The following is a 20202-nucleotide window of genomic DNA, read 5'->3' as shown; positions in this document are numbered from 1 at the left end:
CGCGGTTCCCTCGCTCCAACCCTCTCTCGGGGCAGAGGGGCTACGCCTCCTGCGCCGCGCGGACCTCGGCGGTCAGCGCCTGGAGGCGGGCGTCGAGGGCGCTCAGGGCGCCGGCGTCGGCGGCGGTGTCCAGGCTCAGGCGCAGGGCGGCCAGCACCAGCAATTCGGTGGCGTCGCCGCGGCGGCGGTCGCCCTGGATGGCGACCAGTTCGTCGCGCAGGCGGGCGGCGGCCTGTTGCAGCGCGGCGCGATCGCCTTCGGCCACCTTGAAGCGATAGCGACGCCCGAGCACCTCCACCTCGTCGTGGGCGCTGGCGATCGCGTCCGAGTGTTTCACTCGACGTCAGCCGGGACGGGCTGTTCAGCGATGGCCTGTGCGACCGGCGTGCCAGCGGCCAGCAAGGCCAGCAGGCCTTCCACGCGCTGACGGGTGCTGGCGCCGGCTTCTTCCTGCTCCAGCAGGCTCAGCTGCAGGGTGTCGTTTTCCTCGCGCGCGGCCGCCAGGGCCTGCTCCAGTTCCTGGGTCCGGGCGGTCAGGCGTTGGTTGCGCTGCAGCAGGTCGCGGATCGCGGTTTCCAGTTCGCTCAGGGTGTTGTCCAGCATGGGCGCGGTCGTCTCTCGTGTCAGGTTCGAAGCTGCCGGGAGCGGCAGGGGCTGCATTCTAGGCTTCCAGGCGACCACCGGCACCCCCTTCGTCGCACGCTAACCCCTTGTTTTGCCAAGGGGTTCACGGGGGTGCTCGACGAGCCGACCGGCTGTCAGGCAGTTGTCAGGTTGCGCTAAGGGGGCCGTAAGGCGTCTCGCTTTAGCCTGCGCTCATCGTGTCCGGTACCTCTGTGCCGGCGCCCCCTTTCTGGATGAGCCGCCATGACCGATCTGTCCCAGAGCTCTACCCCGCGCGTGCTGGATGAGCCTTTCCTGCCGTTCTCCCGCCCCAGCATCGGCGCCGAGGAAGTGGCCGCGGTGAGCCAGGTGCTCACCTCGGGCTGGATCACCACCGGGCCCCAGGCCAACCTGCTGGAAGAGCGTTTCGCCGCCTCGGTCGGCGCCGCCCATGCGGTGGCCCTGTGCTCGGCCACCGCCGCCATGCACGTGACCCTGCTGGCACTGGACATCGGCCCGGGCGACGAGGTGATCACCCCCTCGCTGACCTGGGTCTCCACCGCCAACATGATCACCCTGATCGGCGCCACCCCGGTGTTCGTCGACGTCGACCGCGACACCCTGATGGTCTCCGCCGAGCAGGTGGCCGCCGCCATCACCCCGCGCACCAAGGCCATCATTCCGGTGCACTACGCCGGCGCCAGTTGTGATCTGGCGCCGCTGCGGGCCCTGGCCCAACAGCATGGCATCGCCCTGATCGAAGACGCCGCCCACGCCGCCGGCACCCGCTACCAGGGCGAGCCCATAGGGATGCGCGGCACCGCCATCTTCAGCTTCCATGCCATCAAGAATCTGACCTGCGCCGAAGGCGGCATGCTGGTGACCGACGACGCCACCCTGGCCGAGCGGGTGCGCCGGCTGAAATTCCACGGCCTGGCGGTGGATGCCTTCGACCGCCACGCCCTGGGCCGCAAGCCCCAGGCCCAGGTCCAGGAACCCGGTTTCAAGTACAACCTCTCGGACATCCACGCCGCCCTGGCACTGGTCCAGCTGGATCGCCTGGGTGACATCAACAGCCGCCGCCAGCTGCTGGCCCAGGCCTATAGCCAGCGCCTGGCGCACCTGCCGGTCGCGCCGCTGGCGCTGCCGGACTACGCCCAAACCCACGCCTGGCACCTCTACATCCTGCGCATCTGCCCCGAGCGCTGCGGGCTGGACCGCGAAGCCTTCATGGCCGGCCTCAAGGCGCGCGGCATCGGCACCGGCATCCATTTCACCGCCACCCATCTGCACCCCTGGTACCGCGAGCGCTGGCCCGAGCTGGCCCTCCCCAACAGCGAATGGAACTCCGCACGGCTGTGCTCCATCCCGCTGTTCCCCGACATGACCCTCGCCGACGTCGACCGCGTGGTCGGCGCCATCGAAGACCTGCTGGAGCAAGGCGCATGAAGCCCTATGCCATCGACCGCGTATCCGTGGTGATCCCCGTCTACAACGAAGAAGCCAGCCTGCCGGAACTCTTGCGCCGCACCCGCGCCGCCTGCCGCCTGCTGGATTGCCAGGTGGAGATCATCCTGGTCGACGACGGCAGTCGCGACCGCAGCGCCGAGCTCCTGCAGCAGGCCGCCAGCGAGCCGGACAGCCCGGTGGTGGCGGTGCTGCTCAATCGCAACTACGGCCAGCACTCGGCCATCCTCGCCGGCTTCGAGCAGGCGCGGGGCGATCTGATCATCACCCTGGACGCCGATCTGCAGAATCCGCCGGAGGAGATCCCGCGCCTGGTGCATACCGCCGCCCAGGGTTACGACGTGGTCGGCACCGTGCGCCAGCAGCGCCAGGATTCCTACCTGCGCACCCTGCCGTCGCGGCTGATCAACCGCGCCGTGCAGCGCTCCACCGGCGTCGCCATGCGTGACTACGGCTGCATGCTGCGCGCCTATCGCCGCCAGGTGGTGCAGTCCATGCTCGCCTGCCACGAGCGCAGCACCTTCATTCCGATCCTGGCCAACAGCTTCGCCCGCCACACCACCGAGATCGAGGTGGCCCACGCCGAGCGCGAACACGGGGATTCCAAGTACAGCTTCCTCAAGCTGATCAACCTGATGTTCGATCTGCTGACCTGCATGACCACCACTCCGCTGCGGCTGCTCAGCCTGTTCGGCGGTGGCCTTGCGCTGTTCGGCTTCGCCTTCGCCGCGCTGCTGCTGGTCCTGCGCCTGACCCACGGCGCCGAGTGGGCGGCCGACGGCGTGTTCTCGCTGTTCGCCATCCTGTTCATCTTCACCGGCGCCCAGTTCGTCGGCCTCGGTCTGCTCGGCGAGTACCTCGGCCGGGTGTACCACGATGTCCGCGCCCGGCCCCGGTTCCACGTGGAACAAGTGATCCGCGCCTCCACCCTTTCCCCTTCGCCAGCGCCGCTGCGCCAAGTTCAGTAATTAGAAAAGTCCAGTGACAGGAATGCCCCTGATGAAAACCGCTATCGTCTTCGCTTACCACGACATCGGCTGCGCCGGCCTCGCCGCGCTGATCCAGGCCGGCTATCCCATCGCTGCCGTCTTCACCCATCCGGACGATCCGGGCGAGAACCGCTTCTTCGCCTCGGTCGCCCAGCTCTGTGCCCGCCACGGCATCCCGGTGCATGCGCCGGAAGACGTCAACCACCCGATCTGGGTCGAGCGCATCCGCGCCTTGGAGCCGGATTTCATCTTCTCCTTCTATTACCGCAACCTGCTCTCCGAAGAGGTGCTGGCCTGCGCCAGCCGCGGCGCCTACAACCTGCACGGCTCGCTGCTGCCGCGCTATCGCGGTCGCGCTCCGGCCAACTGGGTGCTGGTCAATGGCGAGACCGAGACCGGCGTGACCCTGCACCGCATGGTCAAGCGTGCCGATGCCGGCGCCATCGTCGCCCAGCAGCGCGTCGCCATCGCCCCGGACGACACCGCCCTGACGCTGCACGGCAAGCTGCGCGAAGCCAGCCAGGAGCTCCTGCGCGATGCCCTGCCGGGGCTGGCCGCCGGGACTCTGGAAGAGCGTGAGCAGGACGAAAGCCAGGCCAGCACCTACGGTCGCCGCAGCGCCGCCGACGGCGAGCTGGAGTGGAGTCGTTCGGCCACCGAGCTTGCCAACCTGGTCCGCGCCGTGACCCAACCCTATCCGGGCGCCTTCGGCTGGATCGGCGAGCGCAAGCTGATCGTCTGGAACGCTCAGGCCCAGGCCGAACACCACGGCCAGGCCCCCGGTACCGTGCTGAGCCTGGAGCCCCTGCGCATCGCCTGCGGCGAAGGTGCCCTGGAAGTGCGTGCCGGCCAGCTGGGCGATGCCGGGCTGTATCTCTCCGGCCCGCAACTGGCCCGCGAAGCCGGCCTGGTGGCCGGTGCCCGTCTGCACCGCCAGGATCGCCGCGCCAAGCGCCGCACCCGGGTGCTGATCCTCGGCGTCAACGGCTTCATCGGCAACCACCTGTCCGAGCGCCTGCTGGCCGACGGCAACTACGACGTCTATGGCCTGGACATCGGCTCCGACGCCATCGAGCGCCTCAAGACCAATCCGCACTTCCATTACGTGGAAGGCGACATCTCCATCCACACCGAGTGGCTGGAATACCACATCAAGAAGTGCGACGTGATCCTGCCGCTGGTGGCCATCGCCACCCCCATCGAATACACCCGCAACCCGTTGCGCGTGTTCGAGCTGGATTTCGAGGAAAACCTCAAGATCGTTCGCCACTGCGTGAAGTACGGAAAGCGCGTGATCTTCCCGTCCACCTCCGAGGTGTACGGCATGTGCCAGGACGAGCGCTTCGACGAAGACCGCTCCAACCTGGTGGTCGGCCCGATCAACAAGCAGCGCTGGATCTACTCGGTCTCCAAGCAGTTGCTCGACCGCGTCATCTGGGCCTACGGCAGCAAGGGTCTGAAATTCACCCTGTTCCGTCCGTTCAACTGGATGGGCCCGCGCCTGGATCGCCTGGACTCCGCGCGCATCGGCAGCTCCCGCGCCATCACCCAGCTGATCCTCAACCTGGTGGAAGGCACCCCGATCAAGCTGGTCGACGGCGGCGCCCAGAAGCGTTGCTTCACCGACGTCGACGACGGCATCGAGGCGCTGTTCCGCATCATCGAAAACCAGGGCGGACGCTGCGACGGCCAGATCGTCAACATCGGCAACCCGGACAACGAAGCGAGCATCCGCGAGCTGGCCGAAGAGCTCCTGGCCCAGTTCGAGGCCCATCCGCTGCGCCATGAGTTCCCGCCCTTCGCCGGCTTCCGCGAGGTGGAGAGCAAGAGCTTCTACGGCGACGGCTACCAGGACGTGGCCCACCGCAAGCCCAGCGTGGAGAACGCCCGTCGTCTGATCGACTGGCAGCCGACCACCGCCATGGCCGCCACCGTCGGCAAGACGCTGGACTTCTTCCTGCGCGAAGCCCTGGCCCAGCGGGAGGCGTGATGAGCTCCGTGATCCCGGCCAGCCTGCGCATCGACGTGGACACCTATCGCGGCACCCGCGAAGGGGTGCCGCGGCTGCTCGACCTGCTGGATGAAGCCGGGGTCAAGGCGACCTTCTTCTTCAGCGTCGGTCCGGACAACATGGGGCGCCACCTGTGGCGCCTGGTGAAGCCCACCTTCCTGTGGAAGATGCTCCGTTCCAAGGCCGCCAGCCTCTATGGCTGGGACATCCTGCTGGCCGGCACCGCCTGGCCGGGCCGGCCCATCGGCCGCGACCTCGGCCACCTGATGCGCGAGACCCGCGCGCGGGGCCATGAGGTCGGGTTGCACGCTTGGGACCACCACGCCTGGCAGGCCCATACCGGGCACTGGAACGTGGAGCGCCTGGGCGAGGAATTCGGCCGTGGCCTGCAGGCCCTGGAAGACATCCTCGGCGCCAGGGTCGACTGCTCCGCCGCCGCTGGCTGGCGCGCCGATCCCCGCGTGGTGCAGGCCAAGGAGGCCTTCGGCCTCAGGTACAACAGCGACTGCCGCGGCAGCGCCCTGTTCCGTCCGCGCCTGGGCAATGGCGGCCACGGCACGCCGCAGATCCCGGTGGACATGCCGACCTTCGACGAGGTGGTCGGCCCCGACCTCGCCGCCAGCGACTGGAACGACTATCTGCTCAAGTTGTTCCGCCCCGGCGCGCTCAACGTCTACACCCTGCACGCCGAGGTGGAAGGCATCGCCTTCGCCGAGGACTTCCGCGCCCTGCTCAAGGCCGCGCGGGAGCAGGGCGTCCTCTTCCTGACCCTGGGCGACCGCCTGCCGAGCGATGCGCGCCAACTGCCCGCGGGCAATCTGATACGGGGCAGTCTGGCCGGGCGCCAGGGCTGGCTCGGAGTGCAGGCATGACCCGGCGTTGTCTGCTGGCGCTGCTACCGCTGGCCTTGCTGGCCTATGCGCTGCCGCTGGAATGGCGGGGCCTGTGGATCCCGGACGAGTCGCGCTATGCGCAGATCGCCCAGGAACTCTGGCACAACGGCGACTGGGTGGTGCCGCATTTCCTCGGTCTGCCCTATTTCGAGAAACCCATCGGCGGCTACTGGACCCAGGCGCTGGCCCAGGCCTGGCTGGGCGATTCGCTGCTGAGCATCCGCCTGGTGCCGTTGCTGGCGAGTCTGGCCACGGCGGCCCTGGTCGCGCGCCTGACCCGGCTGATCTGGCAGGACCGCCTGCTGAGCCTGCTGGCCGGGGTGTTCTACCTGTCCTGCCTGGCCGTGGCGGGCCTGGCCACCTATGTCACCCTGGATTCCCAGTTCGCCTTCTGGATGACCCTGGCGCTGCTCGCGCTCTGGCAGGCCCAGGCCGCCGAGAGCCGTACCGCGGCCCTTGGCCAGTGGGCGCTGTTGGGGTTCGCCTGCGGCTGCGGTCTCTTGACCAAGGGCTTTCTCGCCCTGGTATTGCCGGTGCTGGTGGCGGTGCCCTTCTTCCTCTGGCAGCGGCGTTTCGGCGAGCTGCTCTGGCGCGGTCCGCTGGCGGTGCTGGTGGCGGCACTGGTAGTGGCGCCCTGGGCGCTGCTGGTGGCCCACCGCGATCCGGACTTCTGGAATTTCTTCTTCTGGCACGAGCACATCCAGAGATTCGCCGGCCAGGATGCCCAGCACGAGCGGCCCTTCTGGTTCTATGCGCCCATCCTGCTGGTGGCCATCCTGCCCTGGGCCGGTTTGTTGCCGCGTACCCTGGGCGCCACCTGGCGCGAGCGACGGCAGGTCGGCACGGCCTTCCTCGGCCTGGCCTTCGCGACCCAACTGGTGTTCTTCAGCCTGAGCCGCGGCAAGTTGCCCACCTATCTGCTGCCGAGCCTGGCGGCGCTGGTGCCGCTGCTGGCGCGCAGCCTGCTGGACGGCTATCGCCGTGGCGACTTCGGCGCCCTGCGCCTGAACGGCCTGTGCAACCTGGTGCTGGGTGTAGCCGGATTGGTGGCGCTGCTGCTGTTTGGCAACCAGCTCTATCACCCCGGCGAGGGCCTGACCCATGCCCTGGCCCTGCTGGCCCCCCTGGGCCTGGCGCTGGCCGGTCTCGGCGCGCTGCTCTGGCCGCGGCGCACCGTGCTGGCCCCGAGCCTGGCGCTCTGGCTGATCCTGCCGCTGCTGTCGGTGGCACTGCCGATCAGCGTGGTCGACAACAAGCTACCGAGCACCTTCATCGAGTCCCAGATCGGCCATCTGCAGCATGCCGGCCTGCTGGTGAGCAACGACCTCGGCGTGGCCGCCAGCCTGGCCTGGGCCACCGATCGCCAGGATGTGGTGGTGGTGGGTGGGCCGGGTGAACTCAAGTACGGCTTCGCCCGCGAGCCCGACAGCGGCCGGCTGATCCCCGAGCATGAACTGGCCGCCTGGCTTGCCGCCCATCGCGATCAGGGACCGGTGGACATCCTGCTGCGGGTGGACGGCCCCAGTGACCGCCAGTTGCTCGACAGCCTGCCCGAACCCGGCGAGAGCATCGCCAGCGAGCGGCTGGTGCTGCTGATCTATCCGCGGGTGGCGAAATGAACGCCGTGAACATGCTGTTGATCGCCCTGGTGATCCTGCTCACCTGCCTGGGCCAATTGGGCCAGAAGCGCGCGGTAGCGGATGGCGGCGCCCTGGTCGAGCGATTGCGCTCGCCCTGGCTGTGGGGCGCGCTGGTCTGCCTGGGCCTGGCCCTGCTGCTGTGGTGCGCGGTGCTGCAGCGGATGCCGGTGGGCGTCGCCTATCCCTTGCTGTCGCTCAACACCCTGGCGGTGACCCTGGTGGCCCGCCTGGTGTTCGGCGAGGCGGTGGATGCCCGCGCCTGGTGCGGCTGCCTGTGCATCGTCGTCGGCGCCGCCCTGCTGGGAGGCCAGCTATGAAGGGGCTCTTCCCACTCGGCCTGAGCATCCTGCTCACCACCCTGGCGCAACTGCTGCTGCGCGCGGCCCTGGTGCGGTTGCCCGCGATGACCAACTGGCTGAGTGCCCCCGAGGCGCTGTTCGGCCTGGCCGGCCTGCTGCTGGTCCTGGGCATCCTCTGCTATGGGCTGTCGCTGCTGGCCTGGCTGGCTGCCCTGGCGCAGCTGCCGCTGGGGCGCGCCTATGCGGCGCTCGGCCTTTCCTACGTCTTCGTCCATCTCGGCGCGGCCTGGCTTCCCGGCGCCGCCGAGTCCTTCACCCCCTGGAAAACCCTGGGCATCGTGCTGGTCGTGGCCGGCGTCGCCCTCGTCGGCGGGCCGCGGCCCACCGCCGCTCCCACCCTGAGGAATACCCTATGAACATCAGCGTTTTCGGCATCGGCTACGTGGGCCTGGTGCAAGCCGCCGTGCTGGCGGAGGTCGGTCACCAGGTGGTGTGCATGGACATCGACCGCGCCAAGATCGACAAGCTCAAGCGCGGCGAGGTGACCCTCTACGAACCCGGCCTCGAAGACCTGGTGCGCAATAACCTGGCCGCCGGCCGCCTGGTGTTCACCCATGATGCCGCCGAGGCCGTCGCCCATGGCGCCGTGCAATTCATCGCCGTAGGCACCCCGCCGGCCGCCGATGGCTCGGCCGATCTCACCGCCGTCTTCGCCGTCGCCGAGACCATCGCCCGGCTGCGCCGCGAACCGCTGGTCGGCCAGCCGGTGTCGCGCGATCCGCTGTTGGTGGTGAACAAGTCCACCGTGCCGGTGGGCACCGGCGACCGCGTCCGTACCCTGATCCACGAGGTGCTGGCCGAGGAGGGCCGTACCCTGCACGTGGAGGTGGTCTCCAACCCGGAATTCCTCAAGGAAGGCGCCGCCATCGCCGACTGCAAGAAACCCGATCGCATCGTGGTGGGCACCGACTCGCCGGTGGCCCGCGACGTGATGCGCGAACTCTATGCGCCCTTCAACCGCAACCATGACCGCATCCAGTGCATGGACCTGCGCAGCGCCGAGCTGGCCAAGTACGCCGCTAACAGCCTCTTGGCGGTCAAGATCAGCTTCATCAACCAGATCGCCGAGCTGGCCGAGCGCGTCGGCGCCGACATCGAGGCGGTGCGCCAGGCCATCGGCGCCGATCCGCGCATCGGCCACCACTTCATCTATCCCGGTTGTGGCTACGGCGGCTCCTGCTTCCCCAAGGATCTGCAGGCGCTGATCCGCACCGGCGAGGAAAACCAGGTGGAGCTGGATCTGCTGCGCGCCGTGGAAGCGATCAACGTGCGGCAGAAGACCAAGCTGTTCGAGCGCATCAACACCTACTTCGATGGCGATCTCAAGGGCCGCACCTTCGCCCTCTGGGGCCTGGCCTTCAAGCCCAATACCGACGACATGCGCGATGCGCCCAGCCGGGTGCTGATGGAGGCCCTGTGGGAAGCCGGTGCCAAGGTGCGCGCCTTCGATCCGGTGGCCATGGCCGAGGCTCAGCGCCTCTATGGCCACGACGAGCGCCTGGCGCTGATGGGCACCCCCGAAGCCGCCCTGGCCGGTGCCGATGCGCTGGTCATCTGCACCGAGTGGCAGCAGTTCAAGGCCCCGGACTTCGACCTCATCGCCCAGCAGCTCAACCAGCCGCTGATCTTCGATGGTCGTAACCTGTTCGATCCGGAGCGCATGGAACGACGTGGCTTCGAGTACTTCGCCATCGGTCGTGGCGCCGCCCTGAGCGGTCCCCAGGTCACTCGCCGCGTGGATGCCGCTTGATGGCAGCACCCCTGTCCCTGACCCCGCAGGGCGGGCACCTGGCCGCCCTGCCGGCGGCCAATAGGTTGCGGCGGGAAAGCCTGCTGGTCGGTGTGGTCGCCGCACTGCTGTTCACCCTCGGCATCTGGAACCAGGCGCCCCAGGGCTTCGATGGACGCTGGGCGGTGTTCCTGGAGGAGATGTTCCGCCACGGCCCGGCCTTTTTCCCCACCACCTACGGCCAGCCCTATCCGGACTATCCCGCTACCGCCACCTGGCTGAGCTGGTTGGCCGCGCGGGTGATAGGGGCGCCCAACCACCTCGCCAACGTGCTGCCCACCGCCCTGGCCTCGGCCGGGGTGCTGGCGCTGACCTACCGGCTCTTGGCCGACACCCGCCGGGCCTGGGCGCTGCTCACGGTACTGCTGGTGGCCCTGACCCCGCAGTGGCTGGAAAAGGCCCGCGCGGTCTGCCTGGATCAACTGGTCGCCCTGGTCGTGGTGCTCTGCTTCTATCTGCTCTACAGCGCCGACCGCGACGGTCGCCCGCTGCGTCGCCTGCTGGTCTTGCCGCTATTCGCCCTGGGCTTCGCCATCCGCGGGCCGCTGGGGCTGATCGAGCCCTGCGGCGTGGTCTGTCTCTATTGGCTAGTGGTGGCCTGGGGTGAGCCGGCGTGGCGCCGCTTCGCCCTGCAGCGGCTGTTCGGCTACGGCCTGGTCGGCCTGGCGTTGCTCGTCCTCTGCTGGTGGACGCTGATCCAGCTGGCCCACCACGAAGGCGGCGCGGACTTCGCCGCCGAGGTCTGGCACATGCAGGTCAGTGGTCGCCTGGACGAGAGCGGCAAGCCGTTCTGGTTCTATCTGCAACTGGGGCTGTATCGCTATCTGCCGGTGCTGCCGCTGGCGCTGTTGCTGCTGGCTGCCCAGCACCGCAGCCTGCGCACCTGGCCGGATACCGCCCAGCGCCGGCTGCTGCTGGGCCTGGCGGGCAGTGGTCTGCTGATCCTGATCGGCCTGTCCATTCCCCATTTCAAGCGGGCCTACTACGTGGTGCCCATGGTGCCCTTCCTGGCCGCCCTCGCTGCCCACGGCCTCCTGCGTGCGGAAGGCTGGTTCCGCCGGGTCGTCCCCGTCTACCTGGTCCTGGTGCTGGCGCTACCGGGGCTGGCCCTGGTGGCGCTGCTGGTCTGCCGGCATCTCTGGCAACGCCACGGCTACTGGCCGGATGTCTCCCTACCCCTGTTGGTCGCGGCCTTCGTCATGCTGCAGCTCGCCGCCCTGGTCGGCTGGCGGCGCCTGACCGGTACGCGCCGGCTGCTCGCCCTGAGCGCCCTGGCGCTGGCCGCCCAGTGGTTGATGCTGGTCGCGGTGGTGGAGCCGGCCCAGGATCTGGAGTACGACAGCCGCGGCTTCGTGCAACAGGTGGAAGGCCTGCGCCAGGAGCATCCGGGGCCACTGGTGTTCTTCGGTCTCGGCCAGGACAGCTGGGCGATCCGCTACATCATGAACCTGGACTACGACGAGCAGCCGATCTTCGTCGCCCGGACCCAGGTCGCCGATCTCGCTCATCTGCCGTCCGGCGCCTGGGTCATCCTGGCCCGCGCCGACCGCGACCTGCTGAGCGGCACGCCCCTGGCTAATCAGCAACCCGTGGTGGAACGCCGCCTCAACGGCAATCCCTGCCTGGTGTACCGGCTGCCGTGACGACCCTGGGGCTGATCGCGTTAGCGACTGGCCCCCGTTTCCCTATACAGCTCGAGAATCCGCTGGCGCCCCTGTTCGGCGACCAGATAGTGGCCCTCACCCCGGGCGATCAGGGTCTGCGCCGAGCGCAGGTGCGACAGCACCGTGACCAGGCTGCCGTCGGGTCGCAGCAGCAGGACGCGGGCGCCGTGGGTGGCGTCCTCGGTGATCCACAGGCCATCGGCCGAGCACTGCACGAAGCCGGGGGCGTTGAGTCCCGTGGCGACCAGGGTGTCCGCGCCCTGCGGCTGCCATTGCTTGACCCAGCCCTTGGCCTTCTCGGTATAGAACAGCCGACCATCGGGGCAGCGCGCCACCCCTTCGCCTTCCTCCAGTCCCTCGCGCAGCACCTTGAGTTCCCGGCGCTCCGGCTGATAGCTGAGCAGGCGGCCGTGGGGCAGGTCCTCGATGGCATAGAGGGTCTGGCCGTCGGTGGCGACACCCTCGACGTCAGTGCCGTCGAACAGCGGCTCGGGGTGGCCGTCGCGCAACAGGAACACCGGCAGGGGGCCACCTTCCTGGCTGACCACCAGGCCACCCTGGAACAGCACCAGGCCATCGGGCTTGGACAGTTCGCCCAGCACCGGCTGGCGCTCACCGCTGGGTAGCAGGCGCAGCAAGCTGCCCCGGCGATTGGAGAATTCCTCGGTGACGAACAGGCTGCCATCGGCCGCCAGGGCCAGGGCACTGACCATGGGGATGTCCGTGGCGAATTCGCGGTAGCCCCAGCCCGCGGCGGCGCTGACCGGATGAAAATGCCGCCAGGCCGGATAGGCGAAGCCGAGCGCCACCACGGCGACGCCCAGCGCCAGACCCTTGCCCCAATCCCGGCGTGAAAAACGTCGCATGGCGACCTCGCTAAGCGGTGGAAAGACTCCTCAGCTTAGCGGCCGGTACGTGAAGATTCCGTCGCCGGCCCGGGCGGCCGGCGGGGAACAGCAGGCGCCTCAGGCGGCGAGGAAGGCCTCGGTCAGCTTGACCCAGTAACGCGCACCGACCGGCAGCAGGGCGTCGTTGAAGTCATAGGCCGGGTTGTGCAGGTTGGCGCTGGGGCCGTTGCCGACGAAGAGGTAGCAGCCCGGTACCTGTTGCAGCATGTAGGCGAAGTCCTCGCTGGCCGGGATGGGGGCGAAGGGATGCAGGGCGTCGGCGCCGAAGTGGTCGATGGCCACCTGGCGGGCGAAGGCGGTGGGGCCGTCGTGGTTGACCAGCACCGGATAGCCACGCTGGTAGTCCAGCTCGGCGGTGGCGCCGAAGCTTTCCGCCTGGGCACGTACCAGGGCACTGATGCGCTGCTCCAGCAGGTCACGGGTGCTGTCCTGGAAGGCGCGGATGGTGAGTTTCATCTCCACCGCATCGGGGATGACGTTGGAGGCCTCGCCGCCGTGGATGCTGCCCACGGTGACCACCGCGGTGTCCAGCGGCGCCACGTTGCGCGAGACCACGGTCTGCAGCGCCAGCACGGTGGCGGCGCTGGCGACGATGGGATCGACCGCCTTGTCCGGCACCGCGCCATGACCGCCCTGGCCGCGGATGCGCAGGAGGGCGGTGTCGGACGAGGCCATGGCGGCGCCGTCGACGAAGCAGAACTTGCCGGTGGGTACGCCGGGCATGTTGTGCAGACCGAACACCTGGTCGCAGGGGAACAGCTCGAAGAGGCCGTCCTGCATCATCTTCAGGGCGCCGCCCAGGCCTTCCTCGGCCGGCTGGAAGATCAGGTGCAGGGTGCCGTCGAAGGCGCGGGTCTCGGCCAGGCAGCGGGCGGCGGTGAGCAGGGTGGTGGTGTGGCCGTCGTGACCGCAGGCGTGCATGCGCCCCGGATGCTGGCTGGCATAGTCGAGGCCGGTGGTCTCCAGGATCGGCAGGGCGTCCATGTCGGCGCGGATGCCCAGCACCTTGCTGCCGCTGCCGGCGCGCAGGGTACCGACCACCCCGGTACCGCCCAGGCCACGGTGGACCTCGTAGCCCCAGCCCGCGAGGGCGGCGGCCACCAGGTCGCTGGTGCGCTGTTCCTGGTAACCCAGCTCGGGATGGCGATGGATGTCGCGGCGCAGGGCGACCATCTCCGGCAGGTAGCCGGCGATATGACGGGCGGTGGCGTCTTGATCCGCAGCGGTGGCAAAGCTCATGGCGATCTCTCTCAATCCAGGTGACGTTCGGGATAGCTCAGCAGTGCCAGCCATCCTATCAGCAGCATGGCGATCAGGTACCAGGCCGGGGCGAGTGGATTGCCGCTGGCCTGGATCAGCCAGGTGGCGATGAACTGGGCGGTGCCGCCGAACAGCGTCACCGCCAGGGCATAGGTCATGGCCAGGCCGGTGGCGCGCACCGGGCGCGGTAGCCCGGCGAGGATCAGCAGCAGACCAGCGGTCATGTTGACGCTCATGGCGGTGATCACCACGAAGCGGGCGGCGAAGGCCAGGCCCTGGGTGGTGGGGTCGTTCAGCCAGACGAAGGCCGGATAGATGCCCAGCACGGCCACCGCCAGGCTGACCAGGGCCACCGGCTTGTAGCGCCCATAGCGATCCAGCAGCAGCCCGGCGGCCAGGGCAGCGGCCATCTGCACCGCGCTGGAGGCCACCCCGGCGAGATAGGCGCTGGTGGCCGGCAGGCCGACGATGCGGGTCATGTAGGTGGGCATGTAGAACTGCATCAGGTAGGTCAGCAGGGTGGCCGACATCACGATCAACAGGCCCAGGCCGAAGCGCCGCGGGTGTTCGCGCAGGAAGGCGCGCACCGGGCCGCCCTCGGTCGCGCCGGCGCCGCTCCAGGTCTCGTCCACCTGGCGGCGGATATAGAGGCCGACCGGGATGATCAGCAGCCCGACCAGGAAGGGAATGCGCCAGCCCCAGGCGTGCAGGTCCGCCTCGGACAGGCTGCGGGTGAGCAGGGCGCCCAGACCGGCGCCGAGCAGGGCACTGCCGCCCTGGCTGATCACCTGCCAGCTGACATGGAAGCCGCGCCGGCCGGGGCTGGCCGATTCCAGCAGCAGGGTGGTGGCGGCGCCGATCTCGCCGCCCGCCGAAAAGCCCTGCAGCAGGCGACCCAGCAGCAGGATCAGCGGCGCGGCGAGACCGATCTGGGCGTGGGTCGGGGTGAAGGCGATCAGGGCGCTACCCAGGCCCATCAACGAGATGGTCAGCAGCATCGCCTGCTTGCGGCCGTGACGGTCGGCATAGGCGCCCAGCACCATGCTGCCCAGCGGGCGCATGACGAAGCCGACGCCAAACACCCCGACCGCCATCAGCAGGGAGCCGTAGGGCGTATCCGAGGGGAAGTAGAGCTGGCCGATGATGGCGGCGAAAAAGCTGAACACGGTGAAGTCGAACATCTCCAGGCCGTTGCCGAGGCTGGCCGCGGCGATCAGCTTGGCGCGTGAGGGGCCGGCGACGGATTGGGCAGTCGTCGGGACGGAGGACGTCGGAAGGGCCTGGGCCATGATGCGTTCCTCTGGTTCAGGTGAATGCTTAGCTATGCAAGTAGTGGTCCGGCTCGGCCAGCCCCTGTGCCAGAGGCGTTGGGAGGTAACGAGCGGAGGGTCCTTGCGCCAGCCTAGTGCACGGCGCTGCTGTCTGCCGCCTGACTGAACGCCTTCCCGCGGCTGGCGAGCCTTCATAAATCCGTCACAATGCCCGCCTAGAGTGCCAGCTCGCGCCTGCGCGTCGCCGGCCCAGGCCCGTCTTTTCCATCCCGCGAGGAATCCGGCATGCATCTCAAAGGCCCGCTGACCGCGGTGGCGCTCGTCCTGGCACTGGGGGGCACGACCGCTCGCGCGGCGGACGTCGACCCGGCCATTCCCGTCTACCAGAAGGTGAGCGGGATCTCTGGCAACCTGTCGAGCGTGGGGTCCGACACCCTGGCCAACCTGGTCACCCTGTGGGCCGAGAGCTTCAAGCGCGAATACCCCAATATCAACATCCAGATCCAGGCAGCCGGCTCGTCCACGGCACCGCCCGCGCTCACCGAGGGCACCGCCAGCATCGGTCCCATGAGCCGCAAGATGAAGGATGCCGAGGTGCAGGCCTTCGAGCAGCGCTTCGGCTATCGCCCCGTGGCGGTGCCGGTGGCCATCGATGCCCTGGCGATCTTCGTGAACAAGGACAACCCCATCCAGCGGCTCACCCTGGAGCAGGTCGATGCGCTCTTCTCCAGCACCCGCCTCTGCGGCGGTCCGCATGAACTCAAGACCTGGGGCGACCTGGGGCTGACCGGCGACTGGGCCAAGCGGCCGATCCAACTGTTCGGCCGCAATTCGGTGTCGGGTACCTACGGCTACTTCAAGGAAGCGGCGCTGTGCCGCGGCGATTTCCGCGCCAACGTCAACGAGCAGCCCGGCTCGGCCTCGGTGGTCCAGGCCATCAGCCAGTCGCTGGGCGGCATCGGCTATTCCGGCATCGGCTACCAGACCGCCAGCGTCCATACCGTGGCCCTGGCCAAGCCGGGCACCACCGACTATGTCGACGACAACCAGGAGAACACCCTGTCCGGGCGCTATCCCCTGGCGCGCTATCTCTATGTCTATGTGAACAAGGCACCCAATCGTCCGCTCAATCCGCTGGAAGGTGAGTTCCTGCGGTTGATCCTGTCCCGCACCGGCCAGGAAGCCGTGGTCAAGGACGGCTACCTGCCCCTGCCGGCGCCAGTGGTGCAGCAGGCGCTCAAGAGCCTCGGCTACTGATCGGCGCGTGTCCGTCGCCCGTTCCGGGCGTGGCGCGCGCGGCTGTCCATTCGCTGTAACCTTTCTGTCATAAGACGTGATTAGGCTCTGCGCCATGAAATCCCCGGTACCCCCGTCCATGCCCGACCCTCGCGGCCCCGCCCGGCTGGACTTCAACACGCCCGCATTGCGCCGGCGGCGCCGGTGGCGGGCCCTGCAGGATCGGCTCTTGCGCGGCGCCGTGCTGGTGGGCGGGCTCGCCGTGCTGGCCACCATCACCTTGATCTTCTTCTATCTGGCCTACGTGGTAGCGCCCCTGTTCCGTGGCGCCAGCCTGCAGGCCCAGCCGCTGCCGCAGCCGGATTGGCTGGCCGGCGCCGGAGCGCCGCTGCTGCTGGGGCTCGACGAGCAGAATCGCATCGCCCTGCACCTGGCCGACAGCGGCCAGGCGACCTTCTTCACCCTGGCCGACGGCCAACCCGTGCTGCGTGAGCAACTGCCCTTGCCGCCTGGGGTATCGATCACCAGCCAGGCCCAGGACGCTCCGCGCGGCCTGATCGCCCTGGGCCTGTCCGATGGCCGGGTGCTGGTGGTGCACAAGCGTTATGTGTCCAGCTATCCCCAGGGCAGCCGGGTGATCACGCCCGAACTCGATTTTCCCTATGGGCGCGAACCCCTCGACCTGGGCGCCCCCGCGACCGCCCTGGACCAGGTAGCCATCGCCGGCACCGATGACCTGCTGGTGCTGGCGGGCGCCCATGGCAAGCGGGTGACGGCCCTGCGCCTGGCGCGTCCCACCGCGCCACTGGGCGGTGACGCGGCTTCCAAGGTGCGCATCGTCACCGCGCTCGCGCCGCTCAACGCCGCGGCCAAGGCGCTCTACCTCGATCCCCGTGGCCAGTGGCTCTACGTCCTCAATGGCCGTGCCCAGGCGGATGTCTTCAACCTGCACGATGGCAGCCTCAACGGTCACTACAAGTTGCTCGACGCGGCCGACGACGAGGTCACCGCCAGCGCCCAGTTGCTCGGCGGCGTCTCCCTGCTGGTGGGCACCGCCAAGGGCGGCATCGCCCAGTGGTTCCTGGTCCGCGGCCAGGACGGCGAGCCCGTGTTGCGACACATCCGCAGCTTCCAGCTCGGCACCGCGCCCATCGTGCAGATCGTCCCCGAGCAGCGCCGCAAGGGCTTCCTGGCGCTGGACAGCCAAGGTTGGCTCGGCGTCTTCCACAGCACCGCGGGGCGCACCCTGTTGCGCGAACGGATCGCCCCCACCGCCAGCCTACTGGCCCTGTCGCCGCGGGCCGATCGCCTGCTGCTGGAGCAGGGCGGGCAGCTGCAGGGTTTCATCCTGACCAATCCGCACCCGGAGATTTCCTGGTCGGCGCTGTGGGACAAGGTCTGGTACGAAAATTACGAGGCGCCGGCGCGGGTCTGGCAATCCAGCGCGACGACCACCGATTTCGAACCCAAGCTGAGCCTGGCCCCGCTGACCTTCGGCACCCTCAAGGCAGCCTTCTACTCCATGCTGTTCGCCGCGCCCCTGGCCGTGGCCGCGGCCATCTATACCGCCTACTTCATGGCGCCGCGCATGAGACGCACGGTCAAGCCGGTGATCGAGCTGATGGAGGCGCTGCCCACGGTGATCCTCGGCTTCTTCGCCGGGTTGTTCCTCGCGCCCTTCGTGGAAAATCACCTGCCAGGTCTGTTCAGCCTGTTGCTGCTCTTGCCGCTGGCCATCCTAGCGGCCGGTTTCGGCTGGTCGCGCCTGCCCCTGGCGTGGCGCGAGCGGGTGCCGGAGGGCTGGGAAAGCCTGCTCCTGCTGCCAGTGATCCTGCTGACCAGCGCCCTGGCCCTTACCTTTAGCCCCTGGCTGGAGAGCCTGCTGTTCGCCGGCGACCTGCGGCTCTGGCTGAACCAGGAACTGGGTATCGCCTACGACCAGCGCAATGCCCTGATCGTCGGCATGGCCATGGGCTTCGCCGTCATCCCCAACATCTTCTCCATCGCCGAGGACGCCCTCTACAGCGTGCCGCGCAGCCTGACCCTGGGTTCGCTGGCGCTCGGCGCCACGCCCTGGCAGACGCTGACGCGGGTGGTGCTGCTCACCGCCAGCCCCGGCATCTTCTCGGCGCTGATGATCGGCCTGGGGCGTGCCGTGGGCGAAACCATGATCGTGCTCATGGCCACCGGCAACACCCCGATCATGGACGCCAATCTGTTCGAAGGCATGCGCACCCTGGCGGCCAACATCGCCGTGGAGATGCCCGAGTCCGAGGTGGGCGGCACCCATTACCGGCTGCTGTTCCTGGCCGCCCTGGTGCTGCTCAGCTTCACCTTCCTGATGAATACCCTGGCCGAGTTGATCCGCCAGCGGCTGAGGAAAAAGTATGCAGCGCTCTGAGGCGCGGGCGCCGCAAGGGCAGGCTGCCGCCCCGCGGCGCTCCCTGGGCCGTTGGCTGCAGGGCGGCGCGCCCGGCATCTGGCTCAGCGCCGGCGCCGTGACCCTCGCCGTGCTCATGACCCTGGGGCTGATCGGCATCATCGCCGTGCGCGGCCTGGCGCACTTCTGGCCGGCCGAGGTGGTGCAGGCGCGCTATGCCCCGCCGGGCCTGCCGGCGCGGCTGGTGCTGGGTGAGGTGGTGCAAACGGAAACGGTACCCGTGGAACGGCTGCGCAGCGCCGGGCTGCCGCTGCCGACGAACGCTGGCGAGACCCTGACCCGCGAACTGTTCAAGGTGGGCAACCGCGACCTGTATGGCAGCGACTTCGTCTGGTTGATCGGCAACTGGCTGCAGGATCGCCGTACCCCGGCCGAGGTGCTGGTGCTGGAGCGCCGTGGCTGGGGCAACTTCTACGGCTATGTCGTGGAGCTGCGCGAAGACGGACGGCAGATCGCCAAGGGCGCTGCGGCCCTGCCCGAACTCCAGCGTCGGCTGCAACGCACCCAGGTGCTGAGCGAGCGCCTGGAACGGCTGGAAAAGCAGGACATCGGCAGCGTCAACCATGCCTTGGAGCGCCTGCGTCTGGAGGGCCGCGCCCTGCAACTGGACGGCCGCCTCGATGCCGCTGCCCAGGCCGATCTCGCCAGCCGTCGCGCCGAGCTGGACGCGCGCTACGGCGAGCTGGAAGCCCAACTCGCCAGCCTGCGCCAGGAGTGGCGCCGCGACAGCGTGGTGGTGCGCGACGTCGAGGGTCGCACCCTGGAGCTGAACCTGGATCGCATCGTGCGCGCCTACCAGCCCAATGCCATGGGCCTGGGCGCCAAGCTCGGTTTCTACGGCACCAAGCTGTGGGAATTCCTCAGCGCCGATCCGCGCGAGGCCAACACCGAGGGCGGCGTGTTCCCGGCCATCTTCGGCACCGTGATGATGACCTTGCTGATGGCGGTGATCGTCACCCCCTTCGGCGTCATCGCCGCCATCTACCTGCGCGAATATGCCCGGCAAGGCCTGTTGACCCGCATCATCCGCATCGCGGTCAACAACCTCGCCGGGGTGCCGGCCATCGTCTACGGCGTCTTCGGCCTCGGTTTCTTCGTCTATGTGCTGGGCGGCTCCCTGGACCAGCTGTTCTTCCGCGCCAGCCTGCCTACGCCCACCTTCGGCACTCCGGGCCTGCTGTGGGCCTCGCTGACCCTGGCGATCCTCGCCATGCCGGTGGTGATCGTCGCCACCGAAGAGGGCCTGGCGCGGATTCCCCGCAGCATCCGCGAAGGCTCCCTGGCATTGGGCGCGACCCAGGCCGAGACCCTGTGGAAGGTGGTGCTGCCGCTGGCCAGCCCGGCGATGATGACCGGGCTGATCCTCGCCGTGGCCCGCGCCGCGGGCGAGGTGGCGCCGTTGATGCTGGTTGGGGTGGTCAAGCTGGCGCCGGCGCTGCCGCTGGATGGCAACTATCCCTATCTGCATCTGGACCAGAAGATCATGCACCTGGGCTTCCACATCTACGACGTCGGCTTCCAGAGTCCCAACGTGGAAGCCGCCCGCCCGCTGGTCTACGCCACCGCGCTGCTGCTGGTGCTGGTGATCGCCGGGCTGAACCTGTCCGCCGTGTTCCTGCGTAACCGGCTGCGCGAAAAGTACCGGCTGCTGGAAGACTAGCGCCGAGGAGAA

General features: G+C 68.8%; 17 protein-coding genes. 12 read left to right on the top strand and 5 right to left on the bottom strand.

What is annotated here, in order from left to right:
• Positions 1-40: 40 nt before the first annotated feature.
• Both zapA and FAZ11_RS13740 read right to left on the bottom strand, forming a co-directional pair.
• Positions 41-337, bottom strand: a complete 297-nt coding sequence (gene zapA, locus FAZ11_RS13745; RefSeq protein ID WP_058772352.1) for a cell division protein ZapA — start codon at positions 335-337, stop codon at positions 41-43.
• The gene (locus FAZ11_RS13740) at positions 334-660 is read right to left on the bottom strand and encodes a CDK-activating kinase assembly factor MAT1 (RefSeq protein ID WP_420849647.1); all 327 of its coding nucleotides are present in this window, start codon (positions 658-660) and stop codon (positions 334-336) included. Before FAZ11_RS13740 ends, zapA begins: the two co-directional genes overlap by 4 nt.
• A 243-nt stretch (positions 661-903) precedes the next feature.
• On the opposite strand from FAZ11_RS13740, the gene arnB reads away from it, so the two are divergent.
• The 9 genes from arnB to FAZ11_RS13695 are packed head-to-tail and all read left to right on the top strand — an operon-like array spanning position 904 to position 11394.
• Entirely contained in the window at positions 904-2052 is a 1149-nt protein-coding gene (gene arnB, locus FAZ11_RS13735; protein ID WP_137279299.1) for a UDP-4-amino-4-deoxy-L-arabinose aminotransferase, read from the top strand.
• Positions 2049-3038, top strand: coding sequence for an undecaprenyl-phosphate 4-deoxy-4-formamido-L-arabinose transferase (gene arnC, locus FAZ11_RS13730; protein WP_058760451.1), 990 nt, complete (start codon positions 2049-2051; stop codon positions 3036-3038). The genes arnB and arnC overlap by 4 nt, the downstream gene beginning before the upstream one ends.
• Before the next feature lie 31 nt (positions 3039-3069).
• A complete protein-coding gene (gene arnA, locus FAZ11_RS13725) occupies positions 3070-5049 on the top strand; it encodes a bifunctional UDP-4-amino-4-deoxy-L-arabinose formyltransferase/UDP-glucuronic acid oxidase ArnA (RefSeq protein WP_058784690.1) in 1980 nt (659 codons plus the stop codon).
• Between the two features lie 11 nt (positions 5050-5060).
• Entirely contained in the window at positions 5061-5942 is an 882-nt protein-coding gene (gene arnD / locus FAZ11_RS13720; protein WP_058760466.1) for a 4-deoxy-4-formamido-L-arabinose-phosphoundecaprenol deformylase, read from the top strand.
• The gene (gene arnT, locus FAZ11_RS13715; protein ID WP_058772348.1) at positions 5939-7582 is read left to right on the top strand and encodes a lipid IV(A) 4-amino-4-deoxy-L-arabinosyltransferase; all 1644 of its coding nucleotides are present in this window, start codon (positions 5939-5941) and stop codon (positions 7580-7582) included. The genes arnD and arnT overlap by 4 nt, the downstream gene beginning before the upstream one ends.
• On the top strand, positions 7579-7920 hold the full coding sequence (locus FAZ11_RS13710) for an EamA family transporter (protein ID WP_058760448.1): 342 nt from the start codon (positions 7579-7581) through the stop codon (positions 7918-7920). Before arnT ends, FAZ11_RS13710 begins: the two co-directional genes overlap by 4 nt.
• Positions 7917-8318 (top strand): 4-amino-4-deoxy-L-arabinose-phosphoundecaprenol flippase subunit ArnF, encoded by a 402-nt coding sequence (arnF, locus tag FAZ11_RS13705; RefSeq protein WP_058772347.1) that lies wholly within the window; start codon positions 7917-7919, stop codon positions 8316-8318. Before FAZ11_RS13710 ends, arnF begins: the two co-directional genes overlap by 4 nt.
• On the top strand, positions 8315-9712 hold the full coding sequence (locus tag FAZ11_RS13700) for a UDP-glucose dehydrogenase family protein (protein WP_058760446.1): 1398 nt from the start codon (positions 8315-8317) through the stop codon (positions 9710-9712). The genes arnF and FAZ11_RS13700 overlap by 4 nt, the downstream gene beginning before the upstream one ends.
• Positions 9712-11394: an ArnT family glycosyltransferase gene (locus FAZ11_RS13695; RefSeq protein WP_058772346.1), complete on the top strand. Its 1683-nt coding sequence runs from the start codon at positions 9712-9714 to the stop codon at positions 11392-11394. The genes FAZ11_RS13700 and FAZ11_RS13695 overlap by 1 nt, the downstream gene beginning before the upstream one ends.
• Positions 11395-11414: 20 nt before the next feature.
• Here FAZ11_RS13695 and FAZ11_RS13690 read toward each other — a convergent pair whose 3' ends face one another.
• The 3 genes from FAZ11_RS13690 to FAZ11_RS13680 form a co-directional block, all read right to left on the bottom strand.
• Complete coding sequence (locus tag FAZ11_RS13690) at positions 11415-12281, bottom strand: SMP-30/gluconolactonase/LRE family protein (RefSeq protein ID WP_058772345.1); 867 nt, start codon at positions 12279-12281, stop codon at positions 11415-11417.
• 99 nt (positions 12282-12380) lie between these two features.
• Positions 12381-13562: a M20 aminoacylase family protein gene (locus FAZ11_RS13685; RefSeq protein WP_193557154.1), complete on the bottom strand. Its 1182-nt coding sequence runs from the start codon at positions 13560-13562 to the stop codon at positions 12381-12383.
• A gap of 11 nt (positions 13563-13573) precedes the next feature.
• Entirely contained in the window at positions 13574-14872 is a 1299-nt protein-coding gene (locus FAZ11_RS13680; protein WP_137279292.1) for an MFS transporter, read from the bottom strand.
• Between the two features lie 267 nt (positions 14873-15139).
• Between FAZ11_RS13680 and FAZ11_RS13675 the strand changes: the two genes are divergently transcribed.
• The 3 genes from FAZ11_RS13675 (at position 15140) to pstA (ending at position 20190) form a co-directional block, all read left to right on the top strand.
• Positions 15140-16111, top strand: coding sequence for a phosphate ABC transporter substrate-binding protein PstS family protein (locus FAZ11_RS13675; RefSeq protein WP_058772343.1), 972 nt, complete (start codon positions 15140-15142; stop codon positions 16109-16111).
• A gap of 94 nt (positions 16112-16205) precedes the next feature.
• Positions 16206-18491, top strand: a complete 2286-nt coding sequence (locus FAZ11_RS13670) for an ABC transporter permease subunit (RefSeq protein WP_058772342.1) — start codon at positions 16206-16208, stop codon at positions 18489-18491.
• Positions 18478-20190, top strand: a complete 1713-nt coding sequence (pstA, locus tag FAZ11_RS13665) for a phosphate ABC transporter permease PstA (protein ID WP_058772341.1) — start codon at positions 18478-18480, stop codon at positions 20188-20190. The genes FAZ11_RS13670 and pstA overlap by 14 nt, the downstream gene beginning before the upstream one ends.
• The last annotated feature ends 12 nt before the right edge of the window (positions 20191-20202 follow it).

Source organism: Pseudomonas rhizoryzae, assembly GCF_005250615.1.
GTDB classification, from domain to species: domain Bacteria; phylum Pseudomonadota; class Gammaproteobacteria; order Pseudomonadales; family Pseudomonadaceae; genus Chryseomonas; species Chryseomonas rhizoryzae.
This window is presented reverse-complemented; position numbering and strand designations above follow the sequence as displayed.